Here is a 15,743-nt window from a genome sequence, read left to right as displayed (position 1 = left end):
TGTCGAAGTACTCAGCACCGCGGATGTTCTCGTGCGCCAGGGCCCCCCGGGGCGGCGGCTCGACCAGCGGCGCGCGGTCGAGACCATTCCTCAGGATCGCGGTCACGCTCTTCGCGGTGGGGCTGCCGATGCGAAGCGCACGCGCGCACGCAGCGTCGACGCGCTCGCGACCGTACTTGTCCGCGAGCCGGATCACGCCCAGGCACGTCCGGTAGCCCGTCTCCGGGTGGGTGCGGTGGCGCATGACCGCGCGCGCGAGCTCGCCGACGTTCGGACCGATCGTCTCGGCCCACGCCACCACGCGCTCCGGCGGCCACTTGCCGTAGTCGCGATGGGCCCTGGGGCGATGCTCGTCCACGATCACCGCCGTGCCCTTCCGCCCGTAGCTGCGCGCGTGCGATGCGACGCGCACGCCGTCGTGGAACAGCTCCACGACGGCCGCCGTCGCTCGGATCTCGACGCGCGCACCGACCAGCGTGTACGGCGCGCTGTAGAGCCGGTCGTCGTAGCAGACGCAGTAGTCGATGTTGACCTTGGCGTGCTTCCAGTCGGCGAGCTCGTACGGCCGCGCCGGCAGTGGCCGCAGCACGGGCTTGTCGATGGTCTCGAACGCTGTCCGCCGGCAGCCGTCGAGCCGCTGGAACGGCCGCGCATTCAGCCGCTCGAGCAGCGACGCGATCGCGTCGTTGAGCTCGGCAAGGCTGAAGAAGGTCCGGTGTCGCAGCGAGGCGAGGATCCAGCGCTGCGCGATGAGCACGCCGCCCTCGACCTTGGCCTTGTCGCGCGGCTTTCGAGGCCGAGCCGGGATCACCGTCACGCCGTAGTGGTGCGCCATCTCGAGGTAGGTCGGGTTGATGTCCGGCTCGTACCGATCCGGCCCGGAGACCGCGCTGCGGAGCTGGTCGGGGACGATCACCTCGGGCACGCCACCGAAGTACTCGAGCATCCGAACCGTCGAGCCGACGAAGTCGGCGAGCTTCTGCGAGCGCGTTGCCTCGGCGTACGTGTAGTTGCTGGCGCCGAGCACCGCGACGAACAGCTCAACCTCGGTCACCTCGCCGGTCGTCTGGTCGACGATGTGCGGCTTCCTTCCCGAGTAGTCGATGAAGACCTTCTCGCCGGCGCGGTGAACCTGACGCATCACGACGCCGAGCTTCTTCTTCCAGCCTGCGTACAGGTCGCAGAACCGGCTGTACTCGTAGGGCCTCAGCGGAGCCTGTGCCGCGCTCGCTTCGCGGTACTCGAGCCAGAGCGTCTGCAGCGTGACGCACGGCTTCGACAGCTCGCGGTGCACCCAGGAGAAGTCGATCGGCACGCGCGCGGGCGGCTCGTTGCGGCCGACGTCGCGGAACAGCCGCGACTCGATCTCGGCCTCGGTCATCTCTCGGGCGACCTCCCACGTCAGCCCCGCCTTCTCCGCGCGCGCCAGGTAGCCGCTCACCGTGCTCTCGCCGACGCAGGCCGCTGCAGCGATCTCCGCTCGGCTGCGCTTGCACTCGAACTTGAGCCTCAGAATCTCTCGAACCTTCCGCATCGATAGCCGCTCCGACATCGCGCCCATGTACGCGATGAGGCTGCGACCGCGAGCGCCGCCTGTGGGCCGTCACCCCCGTCGGAACGGTCCGTCACGTCCCTCGGAACGGCCCGTCACGTGCGTCGGAACGAGCCGTCAGGTGTGTCGGAACACCCCGTCGGGTGGCCCGGAACGCCCGGTCACGTCCCGTCGGAACGAGCCGTCACGTGCGCTCGGAATCGGCCGTCACGTCGGCCCGGAATACGCACTCGGCATGACCGTCGACGCCCTGCGCCGTCACGGCAAGCCCGACGCGCTCTATCTCGACAACGGCTCGACCTACCGCGGCGACATCCTCAAGACCGCGTGCGCGCGGCTCGGCATCACGCTCCTGCACGCAAAGCCCTACGACCCCGAGGCGCGCGGCAAGATGGAGCGCTTCTGGCGCACGCTGCGCGAAGGGTGCCTCAACTACCTCGGTGCCGTGGCCTCGCTCGTCGACATCAACACGACGCTCCGCGCCTTCCTCGACAGGCGCTACCACCCGGCGCCACACGCGGGCCTGCTCGGCAAGACCCCGGCGCAGCTCTACGCAGCCCGCCCCGCCGGAGACAGCGCCGTCGATGAGAAGGCGCTACGCAGCGCGCTCACCGAGCGTACCCGGCGCCGCGTCTCGGGCGACAACATCGTCTCAGTCGACGGCATCGCCTGGCAGCTCGACCAGGGCTACCTCGCTGGCCAGATCGTCTCTGTCGCCCGGTGCTTCATCGCGCCGGACGAGCCGCCGTGGGTCGAGCACGAGGGCAAGCGCCTCATGCTGCATCCGGTCGACCCGCAGCGCAACGCGCGGCGCAAGCGGCCTCCGTGCGGCGGCCCAGCGGCGGATAAGCCGACGCGCCCGGTGGACTTCAACCCCGCGCGGACGCTCGGCCGCCGGGCGGGCGGAGGCGAGGACACCGGCGAGGCCGGAGGTGCAGCGTGAGCGAATCATACGTCCGCTTCTTCACCCTCTCGGCTGCGCCCTTCTCCAAGGAGATCCAGGACGGCGAGCTGTGGCTGCCGCCCTCCAAGGAGCAGCTCGTCGAGGAGGTGTGCGAGGCCGTGCACGAGCACGCCCAGGTGCTGCTGGTCGGCGAGCCCGGCGCCGGCAAGACGTGTGTGCTGCGGGCCGTGCGTCATCGGTTGCCGCAGGCAGGCTTCCGGTTGACCTACTGCCACAATGCCACACTGGGCCGTCGCGACTTCTATCGTCAGCTCTGCCATGCGCTCGGCCTCAACCCCGCTGCAACCGCGGCGGCCGTCTTCTACGCCGTCAGCGCGCATGTCGAGACACTCGGCCGCGAGCGTATTCACCCGGTCTTTCTGCTGGACGAAGCGCATCTGCTCCACCAGGACACGCTTGATCATCTCCACATCCTGCTCAACTACGAATGGGACAGTCGTGCACTGCTGTCGCTGATCCTGGTAGGGCTCCCTGACCTCCAAGATCGGCTCGAGCTGCGCAAGAATCGCTCGCTGTACTCGCGGATCGAGCGGCGTCTGTCGATTGGTCCAATGGTCCCCGACGATACCGGCCAGTACGTGCGGCTACGGATGAGCCGCGCCGGCGCCGACCGCGAGGTCTTCACCGCCGACGCCCTCCTCCTGCTGCACGAGGCGGCCGGATCGAGCCTGCGCGAGATCGACCGCATGGCCACCGCCGCGCTGCGCGAGGCGGCGCGGCGCAAGAAGAAGCTCGTCGAGCGCGAGGTGATGTCCCACATCGTCGGCGACCTGGGGACGGACGGCAGCTGACGCTGGACCGAGGCGGCGGGAACGCCCTCGGCGCCGGCGCAGGAGCGCCTCTTCGGCGCCAACGTCGGCGGACACGCGGTGATGGCCATCGCGAGGCAGCCCGCGGCGCACGCCGGAGCGATGGCCATCGCCCTCCTTGACCGCAACGGAGCACGCCCGCGATGGCCATCAAGGGGCCTGCTCGGCGAGCCATCAGCCAGCCTGAGCGTCAACACGCGTCCGGGTTCAGCTCGCGCAGGTACTCCTCGGCGACCGAGAGCATGCCGCCGGTGCCGCACGCCGGATCGAACAGACTGCGGACGATCCCCGGTCTGCGGAGGGCGTCATCGTCCTCCACGAAGAGCAGGTCGACCATCAGCCTGATGATCTCGCGCGGCGTGTAGTGATCACCCGCCTCCTCGTTCTTCTTCTCATTGAACTTCCGGATCAACTCCTCGAAGATGCTTCCCATCACGTGGTTCGGCACCGCGTCGGGATGTACGTCCACGCCAGCGAACAGCTCGACGACCTGGTACAGCAGGTTGGCTTCGTCGAGACGGTTGATCTGCTCGTCGAACTTGAACTGCTCGACGATGTCGCGCGCGTTGGCCGAGAAGCCCTTGAGGTACGCGCGCAGGTTCTGGGCAATATGGCTCGGGTCGCCCTTGAGCCTCACGAAGTCGAGCTTGTGGACGTTGTAGAACGGCACGCCCGAAACCTTGCGCAGCGCCTTGTCGACGGCGGGGTCGCTCGGCTTCATGCCGCGGGCTGTGAGGTCGGCGAGGCGCGCCAGCACCTTCTGCTTCGTCGGCTCCAAGACGCAGTCGAGCCGGCGGATGACGAGCAGGGGCAGGATGACCTTGTCGTACTCGTTCGGCTTGTACGCCCCGCGAAGCCGCTCCGCGTTCTGCCAGAGGAAGTCGGTGATCTCGCGGAAGCTCGCGAAGCTGCGGGGCGAGGGCGGCGGCGGTGTCGGGGTGCTGGTTGTCATCGTCGAGGCGGAAGCGGCGGCGACATGAGACCCGCCGGAGAGCGGCAAGAGCATCTGTCCGGCCTGGCCGTTGGCCTTCGCCTGCCGGGGCAGGAGTCGGCCGACGAGGGCCGCCTTCTCACGTCCGGAGTCGTCGAGCGAAAGGTCGCGGCAGAGCTGCTTGAGTCGGTCGCGCGAGAGACGGCCCAGGGCGTCGCCAAGGTCGACTTGCGGAGAACGGGCCAGCGCGTCGGCGAGCGCGGCCTTGGCGCGGCGGTCCGCGACTTCGATCCCGTAGAGGTCAACTGCGGCGATGAGCTCGTCCCGTGTGAGCCGATCGAGGACCTGTCGGACGGTGACGTTCGTGGCAACGGTCACGGCGTCGCTCCCTCCGGGGCGAGTGTACGCGAAGTCCGCGATGTCGCGGTGGACCGTGGGGCGTGCGAGCTGATCATCAGTAGCGCCTCGGTGCAGGAGCCCATCATGGTCCTGCCGTGTGCGCTTCTACCGGAAGAACCCAGCCGCAGCCAAGACGCGGGCCAGGGAGCAGGTGCTCGGCCACCCGGCGCCCCGGGAGACTCGGCCGAGCCTCCCACGGCGCCGGCGTGGAACGATGCCGTGGCTCCTGGCAGGGCGTCACGCCGTCGCCGCCCTCCTCTCCCTCGCCCTCGATCGGCTCCGAATCAGGACGTCACCCCACCCCCTCGCCCCCCGCATCGGCAGAGCCGCCCCCGCCCCCGCCCTCGCCCGCCTCCGCCTCCTCGTCGAGCGCCTCCTCCGGCTCCGCGCCCGCCTGCGCCACGTGCGCCCGCGACAGGAGCCGCGGCGTGATCTGCTCGAAGTCGTCCCCGTGGAAGTAGTACCCGATCCTCCGGACATGCGCGTACCGCTGCACGATCAGCGTCCATAGCCGGTCTCGCGCGTCCTCCGCCGGCCCCTTCTCCCGCTTCTTCGCCTCCGCCCGCGCGCCCGTCGGGGTCAGGTTCTCGAGCAGCCACTCGCTCGTTCGCCCGAGCTTCTCGATCTCCTCCCGCGTGAACGGGTGCAGCCCCTTCAGCGCCTCCGCGCGCGCGGTGAACAGCGCCGCGAGCTCCATCCCGTCCCGGGCCGTGTCGTACTTGCCGGAGCCGGCCCGGATCTGCGCGACCCGCTCCCGGTCGAGGAGCCCCCGCCGGGCGAAGAGCTCCGCCTGGGTGAGCAGTTCCTCGCGCGGCCCGCTGATCTCCAGGAGCGCCTTCTCGATCTCCTTCGGGCTCGCGACCCGCGGCAGCGCCTCGCGCGAGGCGAAGAGCAGCGCACGGGCCATGTCCGGCAGCTCCTGCACTTGCTTCACCGGGATCTTCGGCAGGTGCTCGCGCACGGCCTGCACCTGCTCCTTCGTGCCGAGCACCGCCGCGACGCCGCGCTTCGCGTTCACGAGCACGAGGCGCGGATCCGCGCGACAGACCTGCACCTCATCGGCGCGGAGCTCCGCGCCGATGGGCTGGTAGTGCTCGTAGAGGGCCTGGTAGCTCAGGACCCGTTCCTCTCCCGCGGCACGCGCCGACGGGGCCTTTTCAGGTCGGTTGGTAGGTTTCGCCATGGTCGCCGAAGCTAACCAGGGTCGCTCATGGCACCAGATTCCCGGCACGAATCGGACACTCGGCGCTTCGCACCCACCTGCCGCAGCTGCCGTACACGCTCGGCACACTCCCGCCGCGGCGGCCGGACACGCTCCGCACCCACCCGCCCCTGCGCCGGCACGCATCGGACCGCCGCCGCACACAAATTTGTAAGCCGAACTGCATCCGGGAGTACCTCCCGTACACATTTCTGAATGATGGCTTACTTCCAGGTGCAGTTTCGCAGACACTTCTGTATGATTTTTTACTTTAAACTCGACCCGCGCAGACCCTCCTGCATGTTGCGCTACTCCCAGGTGCCCCTGCGGACGCGCTCCTGGGCAATCGCCCGCTCCGAGACGCAGCCATGAAAGCAGCGCTGCGCGCTGGCCGCCGCCCGGGTGTCGCCGCACGGGCGGCGCTGCGTTCTCCGCGCGGAGCATCTTTCCACCTGTGCCGCATCCGCCGCCGGGGTCGTGCGCGGCGCAGACACGCCGTCCCGGCCTGTGTATCTTTACCTCGTGAGCAGCACACTTATCTTCCCCAGGCTCTCTTGGTCCCTCGCCCTCGTCGCCGCCGGCATCGCCTTGAGCTGTAGCGGCACCAACGACGGCGATTCCTCATCCCAAGGCTCCGGCGCCTCGAGCGGCATCAGCGGCAGCGGCGGCGGCGCGACCACCAGCGGCGGCGGCTCAACGGGCGGCGGCGGCGAGGAGCCGATCTTCGTCGGCAGCGGCGGCGGCCTGCTCGCAACCAGCGGGAACGGCGGCGCCGGCGGCAGCTGCCAGCAGCTCGACATCGCCTTCGAGCCGCAGACGCCGACCGTCATGATCGTCGTCGATCGCTCCGGCAGCATGTACGACAGCGGCTTCTGGGACCCGCTGAAGACCGCCGTGCTCAACGTGGTCGAGAGCCTGCAGGCGAAGGTGCGCTTCGGGTTCCTCACGTTCACCGGGATCGCCCCGGATCAGTGCCCGCTGCTCGCCGGGACCGACGCCATCGCCCTCAACAGCCACGCCGACATCGCGGCCGCGTACGAGTTGGCCTCCATGCGGCCGGGCCAGAAGCTCGAGACGCCGACCGGCATGACGTTCAACGAGACGATCATCCCCGATCTCCTCGCGTTCGGAGAGCCCGGCCCCAAGTACATCCTCTTCGTCACCGACGGCGAGCCCGATCGCTGCGACGACGGGCCCTCCGTCTGCGCGCGCGACGACGTCGTAGGCGCGGTGCAGTCGGCGTACGAGCAAGGCATCGGGACGTTCGTCTTCGGCCTCGGCGACGGCGACTTCGCCGAGCACCTCCAGGACCTCGCGAACGCCGGCGCCGGCCAGCCGGTCCGGCGGCCGCAGAACACGACCCAGTCCTGCTTCACCGGCGCCGGCACCTACGCCGACGTGGGCGGCACCGCGATGTACTACACGCCGGATCCCACCAACGCGGACGCCCTGGAAAACGAGCTCAACGCGGCCATCTCCGGCGCCAAGAGCTGCACGTTCGACCTCCAGGGCTCGATCGCGGTCGATCTCGATCACGCGTCGGAGGGCCAGGTGCTCATCGACGGCATGCCCGTGCCCTACGACGCGCAGAACGGCTGGACCATGGAGAGCCCCACCCAGCTCGTCCTCGTCGGCGACGCCTGCGAGAAGCTCAAGGCCGCGACGCAGGGCATCTCGTTCAACTTCCCCTGCGAGATCATCGACCCGCGGTGAGCGACGCGCCGCCGCGCGCTCGACGCCGCGCGCGCCGCGCGCGCCGGCGGCGCCTTTTCCGCGCACGCGGGCGGCGCTTTTGCTAAAGCCGTACGCCAACCTCGACCCATGACCAGGATCAGCGCGCGGGAGCTCGCCGGGACGAGCGGCCCCTTCGGCCGCGGCACCCAGGTGGTGCGGCCGGAGGAGGTGCCGGAAGGGTCGGTCGTCACCGTGCTCCGCGTGCCGCCCGAGTCGGCGGGCATGCGGCTCGACCGGTTCGTGCAGTCGCAGCTCAAGCGGACGAGCCGCACGCGCGCCGCCGAGATCGTCGCCCGCGGCGCCTACTCGCCCGAGGCGCGGCGCCTGCGCGGCAGCGATCGCGTGCGGCCGGAGCAGTGCATCCTCCTCTGGCGCGCGCCGTGGGACGAGCAAGCGCCCGACACGGCGATCCCGGTGCTCCACGAGGACGACGCGCTGCTCGCGGTGAACAAGCCGCCGAGCCTGCCCGTGCACCCCACGGCGCGCTACCACAAGAGCACCGTCATCAAAATGATGGAGGCCGCGCGCCCCGGAGAGCGGCTGTTCCTGGCGCACCGGCTCGATCGCGAGACGAGCGGCGTGCTCCTCCTCTGCCGGACTCCCGAGGCCGATCGGACGGTGAAGGCGCAGTTCGAGGAGCGCACCGGCGTCCTCAAGCGCTACGTGGCGATCGCCTGGGGCTGGCCCGAGCGCGACGACTTCCGCGTCGAGCTGCCGCTCGAGCTCGACACCGGGAGCCGCTACAAAGTGAAGATGCGCATCGCGCCGCCGGGCCGCGGCCTTGCGTCGGCCACCGCCTGCGAGGTGCTGGGCCGCCGCGCCGACCCGCTCACCGGCCGGCGCTACTCGATGATCCAGTGCACCCTCGAGACCGGCCGGCAGCACCAGATCCGGGTCCACCTCGCGTCGAGCGGCCTGACGCTCGTGGGCGACAAGCTCTACGGGCCGGACGAGGGGCTGTTCGCGCGCGGCGCCGACGGCGAGCTCACCGACGACGACCGCCGCGCGCTCGAGCTCGACCGCCACGCCCTCCACGCCGCGCTCCTGGAGCTCACGCACCCGGCGACAGGCGAACGCGTGCGCATCGAGGCGCCGCTCTCGGACGATCTGCGCACCTTCTGGGACGCGCTCGACGCTTGATCGGCGCCGATCGGCGCCCGCCGACGAGGGCCGCCTCCCGAGGCGGGCGACGCCCCGCGTGCGAGGTCGGCGCCCTCCGTGCGAGGTCGGCGCCGCCGCGCAGGGCCCGCGCGCGGGGTGCTGGACGACGACGACGATCGCGGCGAGCGAGCGGCCGCGGATCTTGTGCCGTCGCGCCGACTTACGTACGATGGCCCGGATGACGCGTGCGCGAGACGACCTCGAGGCGCTGCGGGATCCAGCGCTTCGGTCCACACCGCTCGAGGCCGAGAGCACCGCCCAGAGCACGACGTCCGGTCCGGTCGAGACCGGTCCGGAAGAGACACGGCAAACCGCTGGAGCGCCCGCTCCGGAGGAGCGCCCCCGCGCGGAGGGCGAGCGCCCCGAGACGGACCGGCCGCAGCAGGCGGGCGCGGAGCAGGCGAGCTCGGAGCAGCCGGGCTCGGAGCGGATGGAGCCGGCCTCGTCCGCCAGCGTCGGGCCGCTCTCCGTCGAGCCGCGCTCCCGGGGCGACGAGAGCCTGGATCGGGAGCGCTACGAGCGGTACGCGATGCCGGCCAGCGACCTCCCCGCGGCGAACGTGCAGGCCTTCCGCGGGGACGCGGGCGGGGTGCTCGCGATCGTCCGGCGCGCCGTGCAGTCCGTGACGCGCGATCCGGCGCGCCACCGGCGCCGGCTGCCGAAGTCTCGCTTCGACGCGATCCGCAGCTTGCCGGAGCTCGCGATGGCGCTCGACTACGCGGTGGCGCGGATGCAGCCCGAGAGCGCGCCGCCGGCCGAGGTGACGGAGCGGCTCGACCAGCTCTACGAGGCGCTGCGCCCGACGCTCGCGGCGGCCGAGGCCTGCTTCCCGCGCGGCATCGTCCCGGAGACCTACGGCATCGTCCGCCGCGCGCTCGTCGCCGGCGATCCCGCGAGCGCGGCGGCCACCATCACCAACCTCATCCTGGACCGGTGGAACCACGTGCAAGGCCGGATCTCCCTCACCCGGGAGGAGGTGACCCGGATCAACGGCACCGCGAAGTGGCTGCTCAGCAACACCCGCGCGCCGGAGCGCCTCGACTCGCGCGACATCCGCGATCGGCTGTGGTCGCTGCTGCGCGAGCGCTACGAGCAGCTCCGCGCGATCGCCCAGGAGGTCTCCGGCGACGACTCGCGCGACTACGCCCCCGAGCGTCTCGCCGCGGACTGAACACCTCCCCCACCCCACCCTAGGCCGCCCGGGGAGGGCGGTCGTCGCGCGCGGTGGCCACGGCCTACATCGCGACAGACACCTTGGTCTGCGATGGAGACGAGTGCACGCCCGCGGGCATGTTGGCGTTCGTGCCGTTGTGCGCGGTCATGCACGTCTGGAAGACGACCGGCTGCCCCTCCACCTTGACCTTCGCCGACCCCTGCTTGAACTGCACGGGGCCCTTGATCGTGCCGGAGACCACGCCGCCCGCCGCTCCGGCCTCGTCGCCGGCGCTCATCGGGATCACCGTCTGCTTGGTGATCACCGGCTGGTTCAACACCTTCACCTTCTTCGCGCAGGTCCCCGGGTTGGCCTGCACGAGCTGCGCGGTGTTCGGGTAGGGCACCGGCACGGGCGGGGCCGGCGGCGCCGGGGTCTTGCACGTGTCCGGGAAGGCCTCGCACGTCCCTCCCTGCCTCGTCGCGATGGGAAACATCGGCCCTCCTCCGCTCATCCGAGGTGGATGCGCTTGCCGTCGATCTTCACGTCGTCCTCGGCCTCGATCGAGGCGTGACCCCCCTTGACCGAATAGGCCCCGGAGACGCGCGCGCGCACGCGCCCGGCCAGGAGCTCGTCGAGGTCCTCGACGCGGCGGAAGGAGCGCTTGAGCCGCTCGAAGACGTGGGCCGCGAGCGTCTCCATCCGGTCCGCCACCACCTTCACCTGCTCGACCGCCGCCGAGAGCTGGACGCCTCGATAGCTCGCCTCCGCGAAGAGCACCTCGGCCCGCTCGCCGACGAGCTTCAGCGCACGGGCGCCGAGCCGCGCCTCGGTCTGCCCCAGCGCGAGCGACGGCCGCGCGCCCGCCTCCCCGTCGCCGGCCTCGAGCGTCACCCCGCCCGCGCCGCGGCACCGGATCGCGCCCCCGGCGACGAGATCGATGTTCCCCTGCGGCGCGGCGAGCGCGAGATCGCCCGCGGGCACGGAGAGCAGGCCGCGGCCGAGATCGGGGCGATACTCGAAGACCAGGCGCCCGCCCGGGTCGCGCACCTCGATGCGCTCGCGCTCGCCGTCGGCGGACACGGCCGCCGAGGCGCCGGACCGCGTGGTGAGCCGCCGCTCCGAGGCAGGGACCGCCTCGTCGCCGAGCACGCCGACGACGTAGCAGCGCTCGAGGTCCTCTCCGGTCACCAGCACAGGATGACCCGCCTCGAGCCGGGGCAGCGGGGACATTGCCACCACCGCGCTCAGCTCGAGGGCGCGGCCCTCGTGCTCGACGCGCACGACGCATCGCCGCTCGCTCGCGACCTCGACCACGGCGGCGCGCCGCACGTAGCTCGCGGTCGCTTCCTTCGGGCTCACGCTGGACAAGGCAGGCTTCGACATCGTCTCTCCGCTTCGGGTGACTACGCGCTGGGCGGCTGCCAGTCCTCGGCAGCGGCCAGCTCCGGATCGGTGCCCCGGGCCTGCTCGCGGTTGGCGAGCGCCCAGAGCGCGCCGGGATCGTCGATCCGGTGCAGGTTGGCGCCCGCCACGTCGGCCTGCGCGAAGTCCGCGTCCGCGAGCCGCGCGTGCGAGAGATCGGCGTAGCCCAGCCGGGCCCTGCAGAAGAGCGCGCGCGGGGCGTCGACGCGCACCAGGATGGCCTCGCGCAGGTCGGCCCCGGAGAGGTTCGCGCCCCCGAGCGCCGCCCCCTCGAGGTACGCCCTGCGGAGGTTCGCCTCGCGCAGGTCGGCCTGCTGCAGCTTGCTCCCGCTGAAGTTCGCGGCCCCGGCGTCGGCGCGGCTCATCGCCGCGCGGTGGAGCGCAGCGCCGCTCGCGTCCGCGCGGATCAGCGTGGCGCCGTGCAGCCGCGCGCCCGTGAGATCGGCGCCGGAGAGATCGGCGTCGGTGAGATCGGCGCCCGACAGGTCGGCGCCGCGGAGGTCGGCGCCCGCGAGGCGGCAGCGCACGAAGGCGTTGGCCTCGAGCTTGACCTTCGAGAGATCGGCGCCCGAGAGATCGACGCCCGTGAGCCTCGCCCGCCGGAGATCGGCGCCCGCGAGCTTCGCGCCCGCGAGCCTGCTCGTCAGCAGGCGGGCCCCGGCGAGAATCGCGCCCTCGAGGACGGCGCCGCTCGCGTCGCACCCGTCGAGCACCGCGCCCTGGAGGCTCGCGCGCGAGAGCTTCGCGCCGGTGAGCGTGCCGTCGGTGAGCGCCGTCCGGTCGAGGACGGCGTCGGTCAGGTCAGCCCTCGTGAGATCGACGCCCTCCGCCGAGATCCCGCGCAGCTCGGCGCCGGCGAGGATCGCGCCGGTGAGGTCGGCCCCGTCCAGGATCGCGCCGTCGAGCCTGGCGCGCGAGAGCTTCGCCGCCGACAGCGAGGCCTTGGCGAGCCGCGCCCGCCGGAGGTCGGCGCCGCCGAGCTCGCAGCCGCGGAGGTCGGCGCCGGTGAAATCGACGCCCGCGAGCTTCGCGCCCGCGAGGTCGCTCCCCGCGAGCTCGGCCCGGGCGAAGCTGCCGCCGGTGAGATCCATGCCGCGGAGGTCGCAGCGCGCGAGCCGGCCGCCGCCGTGATCGCCCGCGAGCGCGCCGAGCGCGGAGAGCGACGCGCCGTCGAGCCGGAGGCGGTCGACCCGCGCGCCCGCGAGCGGCGGCGCCGCGGGCGTGACCTCGACGAGGGCGGCGCCGTCGAGGTGCGCTCCGCGGAACGACGCGCCGCCGAGGTCGCAGCGCTCGATCCGGACGGCGCGGAGGGTCGCGCGGTCGAGGCGCGCCGCGGAGAGGTCGCAGCCCGAGAGCGCGGCCTCCGCGAGGTGCGCGCCGGAGAGATCCGCGCCGGCGAGCTTGCCGTCGCTGACGGAGGCCCGGTCGAGCCGCGCTCCCTCGAGCGACGCCGCGGTGAGGGTGCAGCGCTCGAGGATCGCGCCGGTGAGATCGGCGCCGGCGAGCCGCGCCCCGGCGAGATCGACCCCCTCGAGCACGGCCCCCTGGAGCCGCGCGCCCGTGAGATCGGCGCCCCCGAGGTCGAGGAGCCGGCGCTGCAAGCCGCGCACGCCCGCGCCGGCGAGCGCGTCGACCTGCTCGCGCGCGAGCCCGGCGGCGTCGAGCGGGACCTCCACGACGGCCTCGCGATCCACCGCGACGTCGAGCGAGCTGAACACCGCGCCCGCGAGATCGGCGCCCGCGAGCTTCGCGCCGTGGAGATCGCACGAGATGAACATCGCCCCCGCGAGCCGCGCCCCCGAGAGATCCGCGCCGGCGAGGCGGACGCGGTGGAGCGCCACCTTCTCGAGGGGCGCGCCGCGCAGGTCGGCGCCGGCGAGATCGATCTCCGGCAACACCGGAGGACCCGGCGCCGGGCTCGCGCGGAGGCGGTCGAGCAGGGCCGCCACGTCCTTGCCGGGGGCGACCGCGGTCATCCCGCGCTCCGCCCGGCGAGCTTCGTCGCCTTCAGGTTCGCGCCCTCGAGCCGCGCCTCGGCAAGGACCGCGTCGAGCAGCTCGCACCCGTAGAGGTTCGAGCCGCGGAGGTCGGCGCGGGTCAGGTTGGCCTGCTCGAGCGTGGCCTGGAACAGGTTGACCGCGGTGAGCAGCGCCGCGTCGAGCTTCGCCTTGCTCAGGTTGGCGTTCTTGAGGACGGCGCGGTGCAGGTTCGCGCCCGACAGGTCGGCGCCCGAGAGATCGGCGCGGATCAGCGTCGCGCCGCGCAGATCGGCCTCGCGGAGCGACGCGCCGGTCCAGCTGGACCCGTCGGCCCTCGCCGCGCGGAGATCGACGCGCCGGAACGACGCGCCGTCGACGGCGCGCGCGCCCGTGAGATCGGCCTCCGCCATGGAGACGCGCTCGCCCGAGGCGCCGTAGAGCGAGGCCTCGCGCAGCGACGCGCCGCCGAGCTGCGCGCCGTCCAGCGCGCAGCCCGTGAGATCGGCCGCGTCGAGCGAGGCGCCGCGCAGGTCGGCGGCGGTGAGCCTCGCGCCGCGGAGGCGGGCCCCTCGGGCGTTCGCCCCGCGCGCCCGGACCTCCGCGAGGTTGGCGCCGCCGAGCTCGGCCTCGCGCAGCGACGCGCGCTCGAGGTTCGCCTGCGCGAGCGTGGCGCCCGTGAGATCGGCCTCGTCGAGCCTGGCGCCCGGGAGCGCCGCGCCGCGGAGGCCGGCCTCCGAGAGGTTGGCCGCGGAGAGGTCCGCGCCCGTGAGGTCGGCGCCGAAGAGCTCGGCCTGGACGGCGACGGCGCGCGCGAGCGAGGCGCGCGTGAGATCGGCCCGCTCGAGGCGGGCGCCCGTCAGATCGGCGCCGTCGAGGCGAGCCTCTCGGAGGCGCGCGCCCGTGAGATCCGCGCGCGTGAAGACGAGCCCGCGCAGGTCGAGCTCCGACAGATCGAGGCCCGCGAGCCTCGCGCCGGCGAAGCTGCGCCCGCCCTTCGCGCGCGCCGCGACCTCCTCGCGCGTGAGCGCCGCCGCGGCGGCGGGCCGGTCCTCGGGCCGCGCCGGCTCGTCGAGCAGCGCGGGATCGTGGCCGTGCTCGACGAGCAGCCGCCGCGTCTGCTCGCGCGAGTCGCGCTCGAGCCGCGCCGCGGCCTCCGGATCGTGCCGCAGCTCTCCGATCACGATCGCGAGGAACGCGTCGGGCGAGGTGACGCCGCGCAGCCGCTCGATCACGTCGCGCGGGACCCCGGATTTCTCGAGCATCGCGCGCGCCTGCTCGAGCCCGGCGATGATGTCGGGGTCGATGTCGCCGGGCTTGCCCGGCTCGCCGTCGGGCGCGCCGGGCGCGCCGGAAGCGCGCGGCTTCGCGGCGACCTCGGGCGCCTCCGGGCGCCGCCACCACGCGGGATCGCGGTAGCGAGAGGCCGGGAGCGGCGGCTCCGCGAGCGGCTCGGCGACCAGCAGGACCCGGCGGAGCTCGTCGTGAGCGCGCGACGCGATCGGGGTGAGGCCGCGCCAGACGAGGGCGAGCCGGCCCGCGTCCATGTCGATCCAGAGCGTGTCGAGGTGGAGCGGCACCTCGCGGATCTCGGCCCTGCCGCGCGCCGCGGCCTCCACGAAGCAGCGCGCGCGCAGGCCGGGCAGCCGCGATTCGTAGCGCGGGAGCTCGGGGTGCAGGTTCTCGAGCGCGATCGCCTCGTCGCCGCGCAGATAGCCCGCGATCTGCTGATCGTGCGGGGCGGCGTTGAAATAGCCCCAGTCGAAGTCCTCGGGGAGGCCGGGCCAGCGCTCGATCAGCCAGCGATCGTCGTAGGTGCCGACGCCGGCGGTGCGCTGCGCCCACGTCCGCTCGATCGGGCCGAAGCCCGCGGGGTCCGGGGTCTGCCGCGGCGAGTCGATCAGGCTGCCGGGCAGCTCCAGGTTGGGCAGCGGCCAGCGCTCGACGCCGGCGGCGGTCTTGACCTTGCCGCGGCCGCGCCCGAGCGGGTTCTTCGCGAAGCCGTCGCCGCCGAAGCTCAGCTCGTACCGGAGCGGCATCGCGCGGAACGGCCGCGGCTCGGTGGCGACCTCGCCGTCCCAGATCCGGTCGCCGATCACCGCGATCCGCTTGCGGAGGCGGCCGACCTCCAGCGCGGCGTACGAGACCGGCTGCGCCTCGCCGCGGGGCGTGCGGCAGGTGCCGACCAGGAGGACGTCGGCGCGCGGCTTGAAGTAGGCGAAATCGGAGGCGTAGACGAGGCTCTTCCCGGGGTCGCCGTCGAGGTGGCGATCGCCCTCGAGCAGGAGCCGATCGCCCGGCGCGGCGAGCGCGGCCGGGGCGTTCGGGGCCAGCGTGAAGGTGCCCTTGACGATCACCGTCAGGCTGGTCGCAGGCGGTCGCACCCGGCCCACGAGCCAGCCGAGCTTGAGACCGGTGTCGTTGAGGATCTCCACGCG

Annotated in this window: 10 protein-coding genes and 2 pseudogenes; 5 read left to right on the top strand and 7 right to left on the bottom strand. The window is 72.8% G+C overall.

Annotated features, from left to right (window positions below):
- Position 1 precedes the first annotated feature (1 nt).
- Positions 2 to 1,534 (bottom strand): annotated as a pseudogene (istA, locus tag WME98_RS43575) (IS21 family transposase); the annotation flags it as partial.
- A 247-nt stretch (positions 1,535 to 1,781) separates the two neighbouring features.
- On the opposite strand from istA, the pseudogene WME98_RS43570 reads away from it, so the two are divergent.
- Positions 1,782 to 2,495 (top strand): annotated as a pseudogene (locus WME98_RS43570) (integrase core domain-containing protein); the annotation flags it as partial.
- Positions 2,492 to 3,307 carry an ExeA family protein gene (locus WME98_RS43565; RefSeq protein WP_437945293.1) on the top strand — a complete coding sequence of 272 codons (816 nt, stop codon included), beginning with the start codon at positions 2,492 to 2,494 and terminating at the stop codon, positions 3,305 to 3,307. The pseudogene WME98_RS43570 and the gene WME98_RS43565, both read left to right, overlap by 4 nt.
- 208 nt (positions 3,308 to 3,515) lie before the next feature.
- On the opposite strand, the gene WME98_RS43560 is transcribed toward WME98_RS43565, so the two are convergent.
- Together WME98_RS43560 and WME98_RS43555 are read right to left on the bottom strand one after the other, a co-directional pair.
- On the bottom strand, positions 3,516 to 4,634 hold the full coding sequence (locus tag WME98_RS43560; RefSeq protein ID WP_437947529.1) for a type I restriction-modification system subunit M: 1,119 nt from the start codon (positions 4,632 to 4,634) through the stop codon (positions 3,516 to 3,518).
- 313 nt (positions 4,635 to 4,947) lie between these two features.
- A complete protein-coding gene (locus WME98_RS43555; RefSeq protein ID WP_437947528.1) occupies positions 4,948 to 5,838 on the bottom strand; it encodes a hypothetical protein in 891 nt (296 codons plus the stop codon).
- A 540-nt stretch (positions 5,839 to 6,378) separates the two neighbouring features.
- Here WME98_RS43555 and WME98_RS43550 point away from each other — a divergent pair.
- The 3 genes from WME98_RS43550 (at position 6,379) to WME98_RS43540 (ending at position 9,922) form a co-directional block, all read left to right on the top strand.
- Positions 6,379 to 7,569, top strand: a complete 1,191-nt coding sequence (locus tag WME98_RS43550) for a vWA domain-containing protein (protein WP_437947527.1) — start codon at positions 6,379 to 6,381, stop codon at positions 7,567 to 7,569.
- A 108-nt stretch (positions 7,570 to 7,677) separates the two neighbouring features.
- Positions 7,678 to 8,730, top strand: coding sequence for an RluA family pseudouridine synthase (locus WME98_RS43545; RefSeq protein ID WP_437947526.1), 1,053 nt, complete (start codon positions 7,678 to 7,680; stop codon positions 8,728 to 8,730).
- A 199-nt stretch (positions 8,731 to 8,929) separates the two neighbouring features.
- Positions 8,930 to 9,922 carry a hypothetical protein gene (locus WME98_RS43540; protein ID WP_437947525.1) on the top strand — a complete coding sequence of 331 codons (993 nt, stop codon included), beginning with the start codon at positions 8,930 to 8,932 and terminating at the stop codon, positions 9,920 to 9,922.
- Positions 9,923 to 9,986: 64 nt separating this feature from the next.
- Here the strand turns inward: WME98_RS43540 and WME98_RS43535 are convergent, their stop codons facing one another.
- The 4 genes from WME98_RS43535 to WME98_RS43520 are packed head-to-tail and all read right to left on the bottom strand — an operon-like array spanning position 9,987 to position 15,740.
- Positions 9,987 to 10,400 carry a PAAR-like domain-containing protein gene (locus WME98_RS43535; RefSeq protein ID WP_061624628.1) on the bottom strand — a complete coding sequence of 138 codons (414 nt, stop codon included), beginning with the start codon at positions 10,398 to 10,400 and terminating at the stop codon, positions 9,987 to 9,989.
- Between the two features lie 14 nt (positions 10,401 to 10,414).
- Positions 10,415 to 11,290, bottom strand: a complete 876-nt coding sequence (locus WME98_RS43530; protein ID WP_437947524.1) for a DUF3540 domain-containing protein — start codon at positions 11,288 to 11,290, stop codon at positions 10,415 to 10,417.
- Between the two features lie 20 nt (positions 11,291 to 11,310).
- Positions 11,311 to 13,305, bottom strand: coding sequence for a pentapeptide repeat-containing protein (locus tag WME98_RS43525; RefSeq protein ID WP_437947523.1), 1,995 nt, complete (start codon positions 13,303 to 13,305; stop codon positions 11,311 to 11,313).
- Positions 13,302 to 15,740 carry a DUF2169 family type VI secretion system accessory protein gene (locus WME98_RS43520; protein ID WP_437947522.1) on the bottom strand — a complete coding sequence of 813 codons (2,439 nt, stop codon included), beginning with the start codon at positions 15,738 to 15,740 and terminating at the stop codon, positions 13,302 to 13,304. The genes WME98_RS43525 and WME98_RS43520 overlap by 4 nt, the downstream gene beginning before the upstream one ends.
- Between the last annotated feature and the right edge of the window lie 3 nt (positions 15,741 to 15,743).

This window comes from Sorangium sp. So ce296 (assembly GCF_051529605.1).
GTDB lineage: Bacteria > Myxococcota_A > Polyangia > Polyangiales > Polyangiaceae > Sorangium > Sorangium cellulosum_D.
Note: the sequence above shows the minus strand (reverse complement) of the source record. Positions and strands in the feature narration are given on the sequence as shown.

Bases quoted from the DNA above. Each gene is read 5' to 3' on its own strand.
- WME98_RS43525 (WP_437947523.1), bottom strand. From the start codon at position 13,305: ATGACCGCGGTCGCCCCCGGCAAGGACGTGGCGGCCCTGCTCGACCGC.
- WME98_RS43540 (WP_437947525.1), top strand. From the start codon at position 8,930: ATGACGCGTGCGCGAGACGACCTCGAGGCGCTGCGGGATCCAGCGCTT.
- WME98_RS43545 (WP_437947526.1), top strand. From the start codon at position 7,678: ATGACCAGGATCAGCGCGCGGGAGCTCGCCGGGACGAGCGGCCCCTTC.
- WME98_RS43535 (WP_061624628.1), bottom strand. From the start codon at position 10,400: ATGTTTCCCATCGCGACGAGGCAGGGAGGGACGTGCGAGGCCTTCCCG.
- WME98_RS43530 (WP_437947524.1), bottom strand. From the start codon at position 11,290: ATGTCGAAGCCTGCCTTGTCCAGCGTGAGCCCGAAGGAAGCGACCGCG.
- WME98_RS43555 (WP_437947528.1), bottom strand. From the start codon at position 5,838: ATGGCGAAACCTACCAACCGACCTGAAAAGGCCCCGTCGGCGCGTGCC.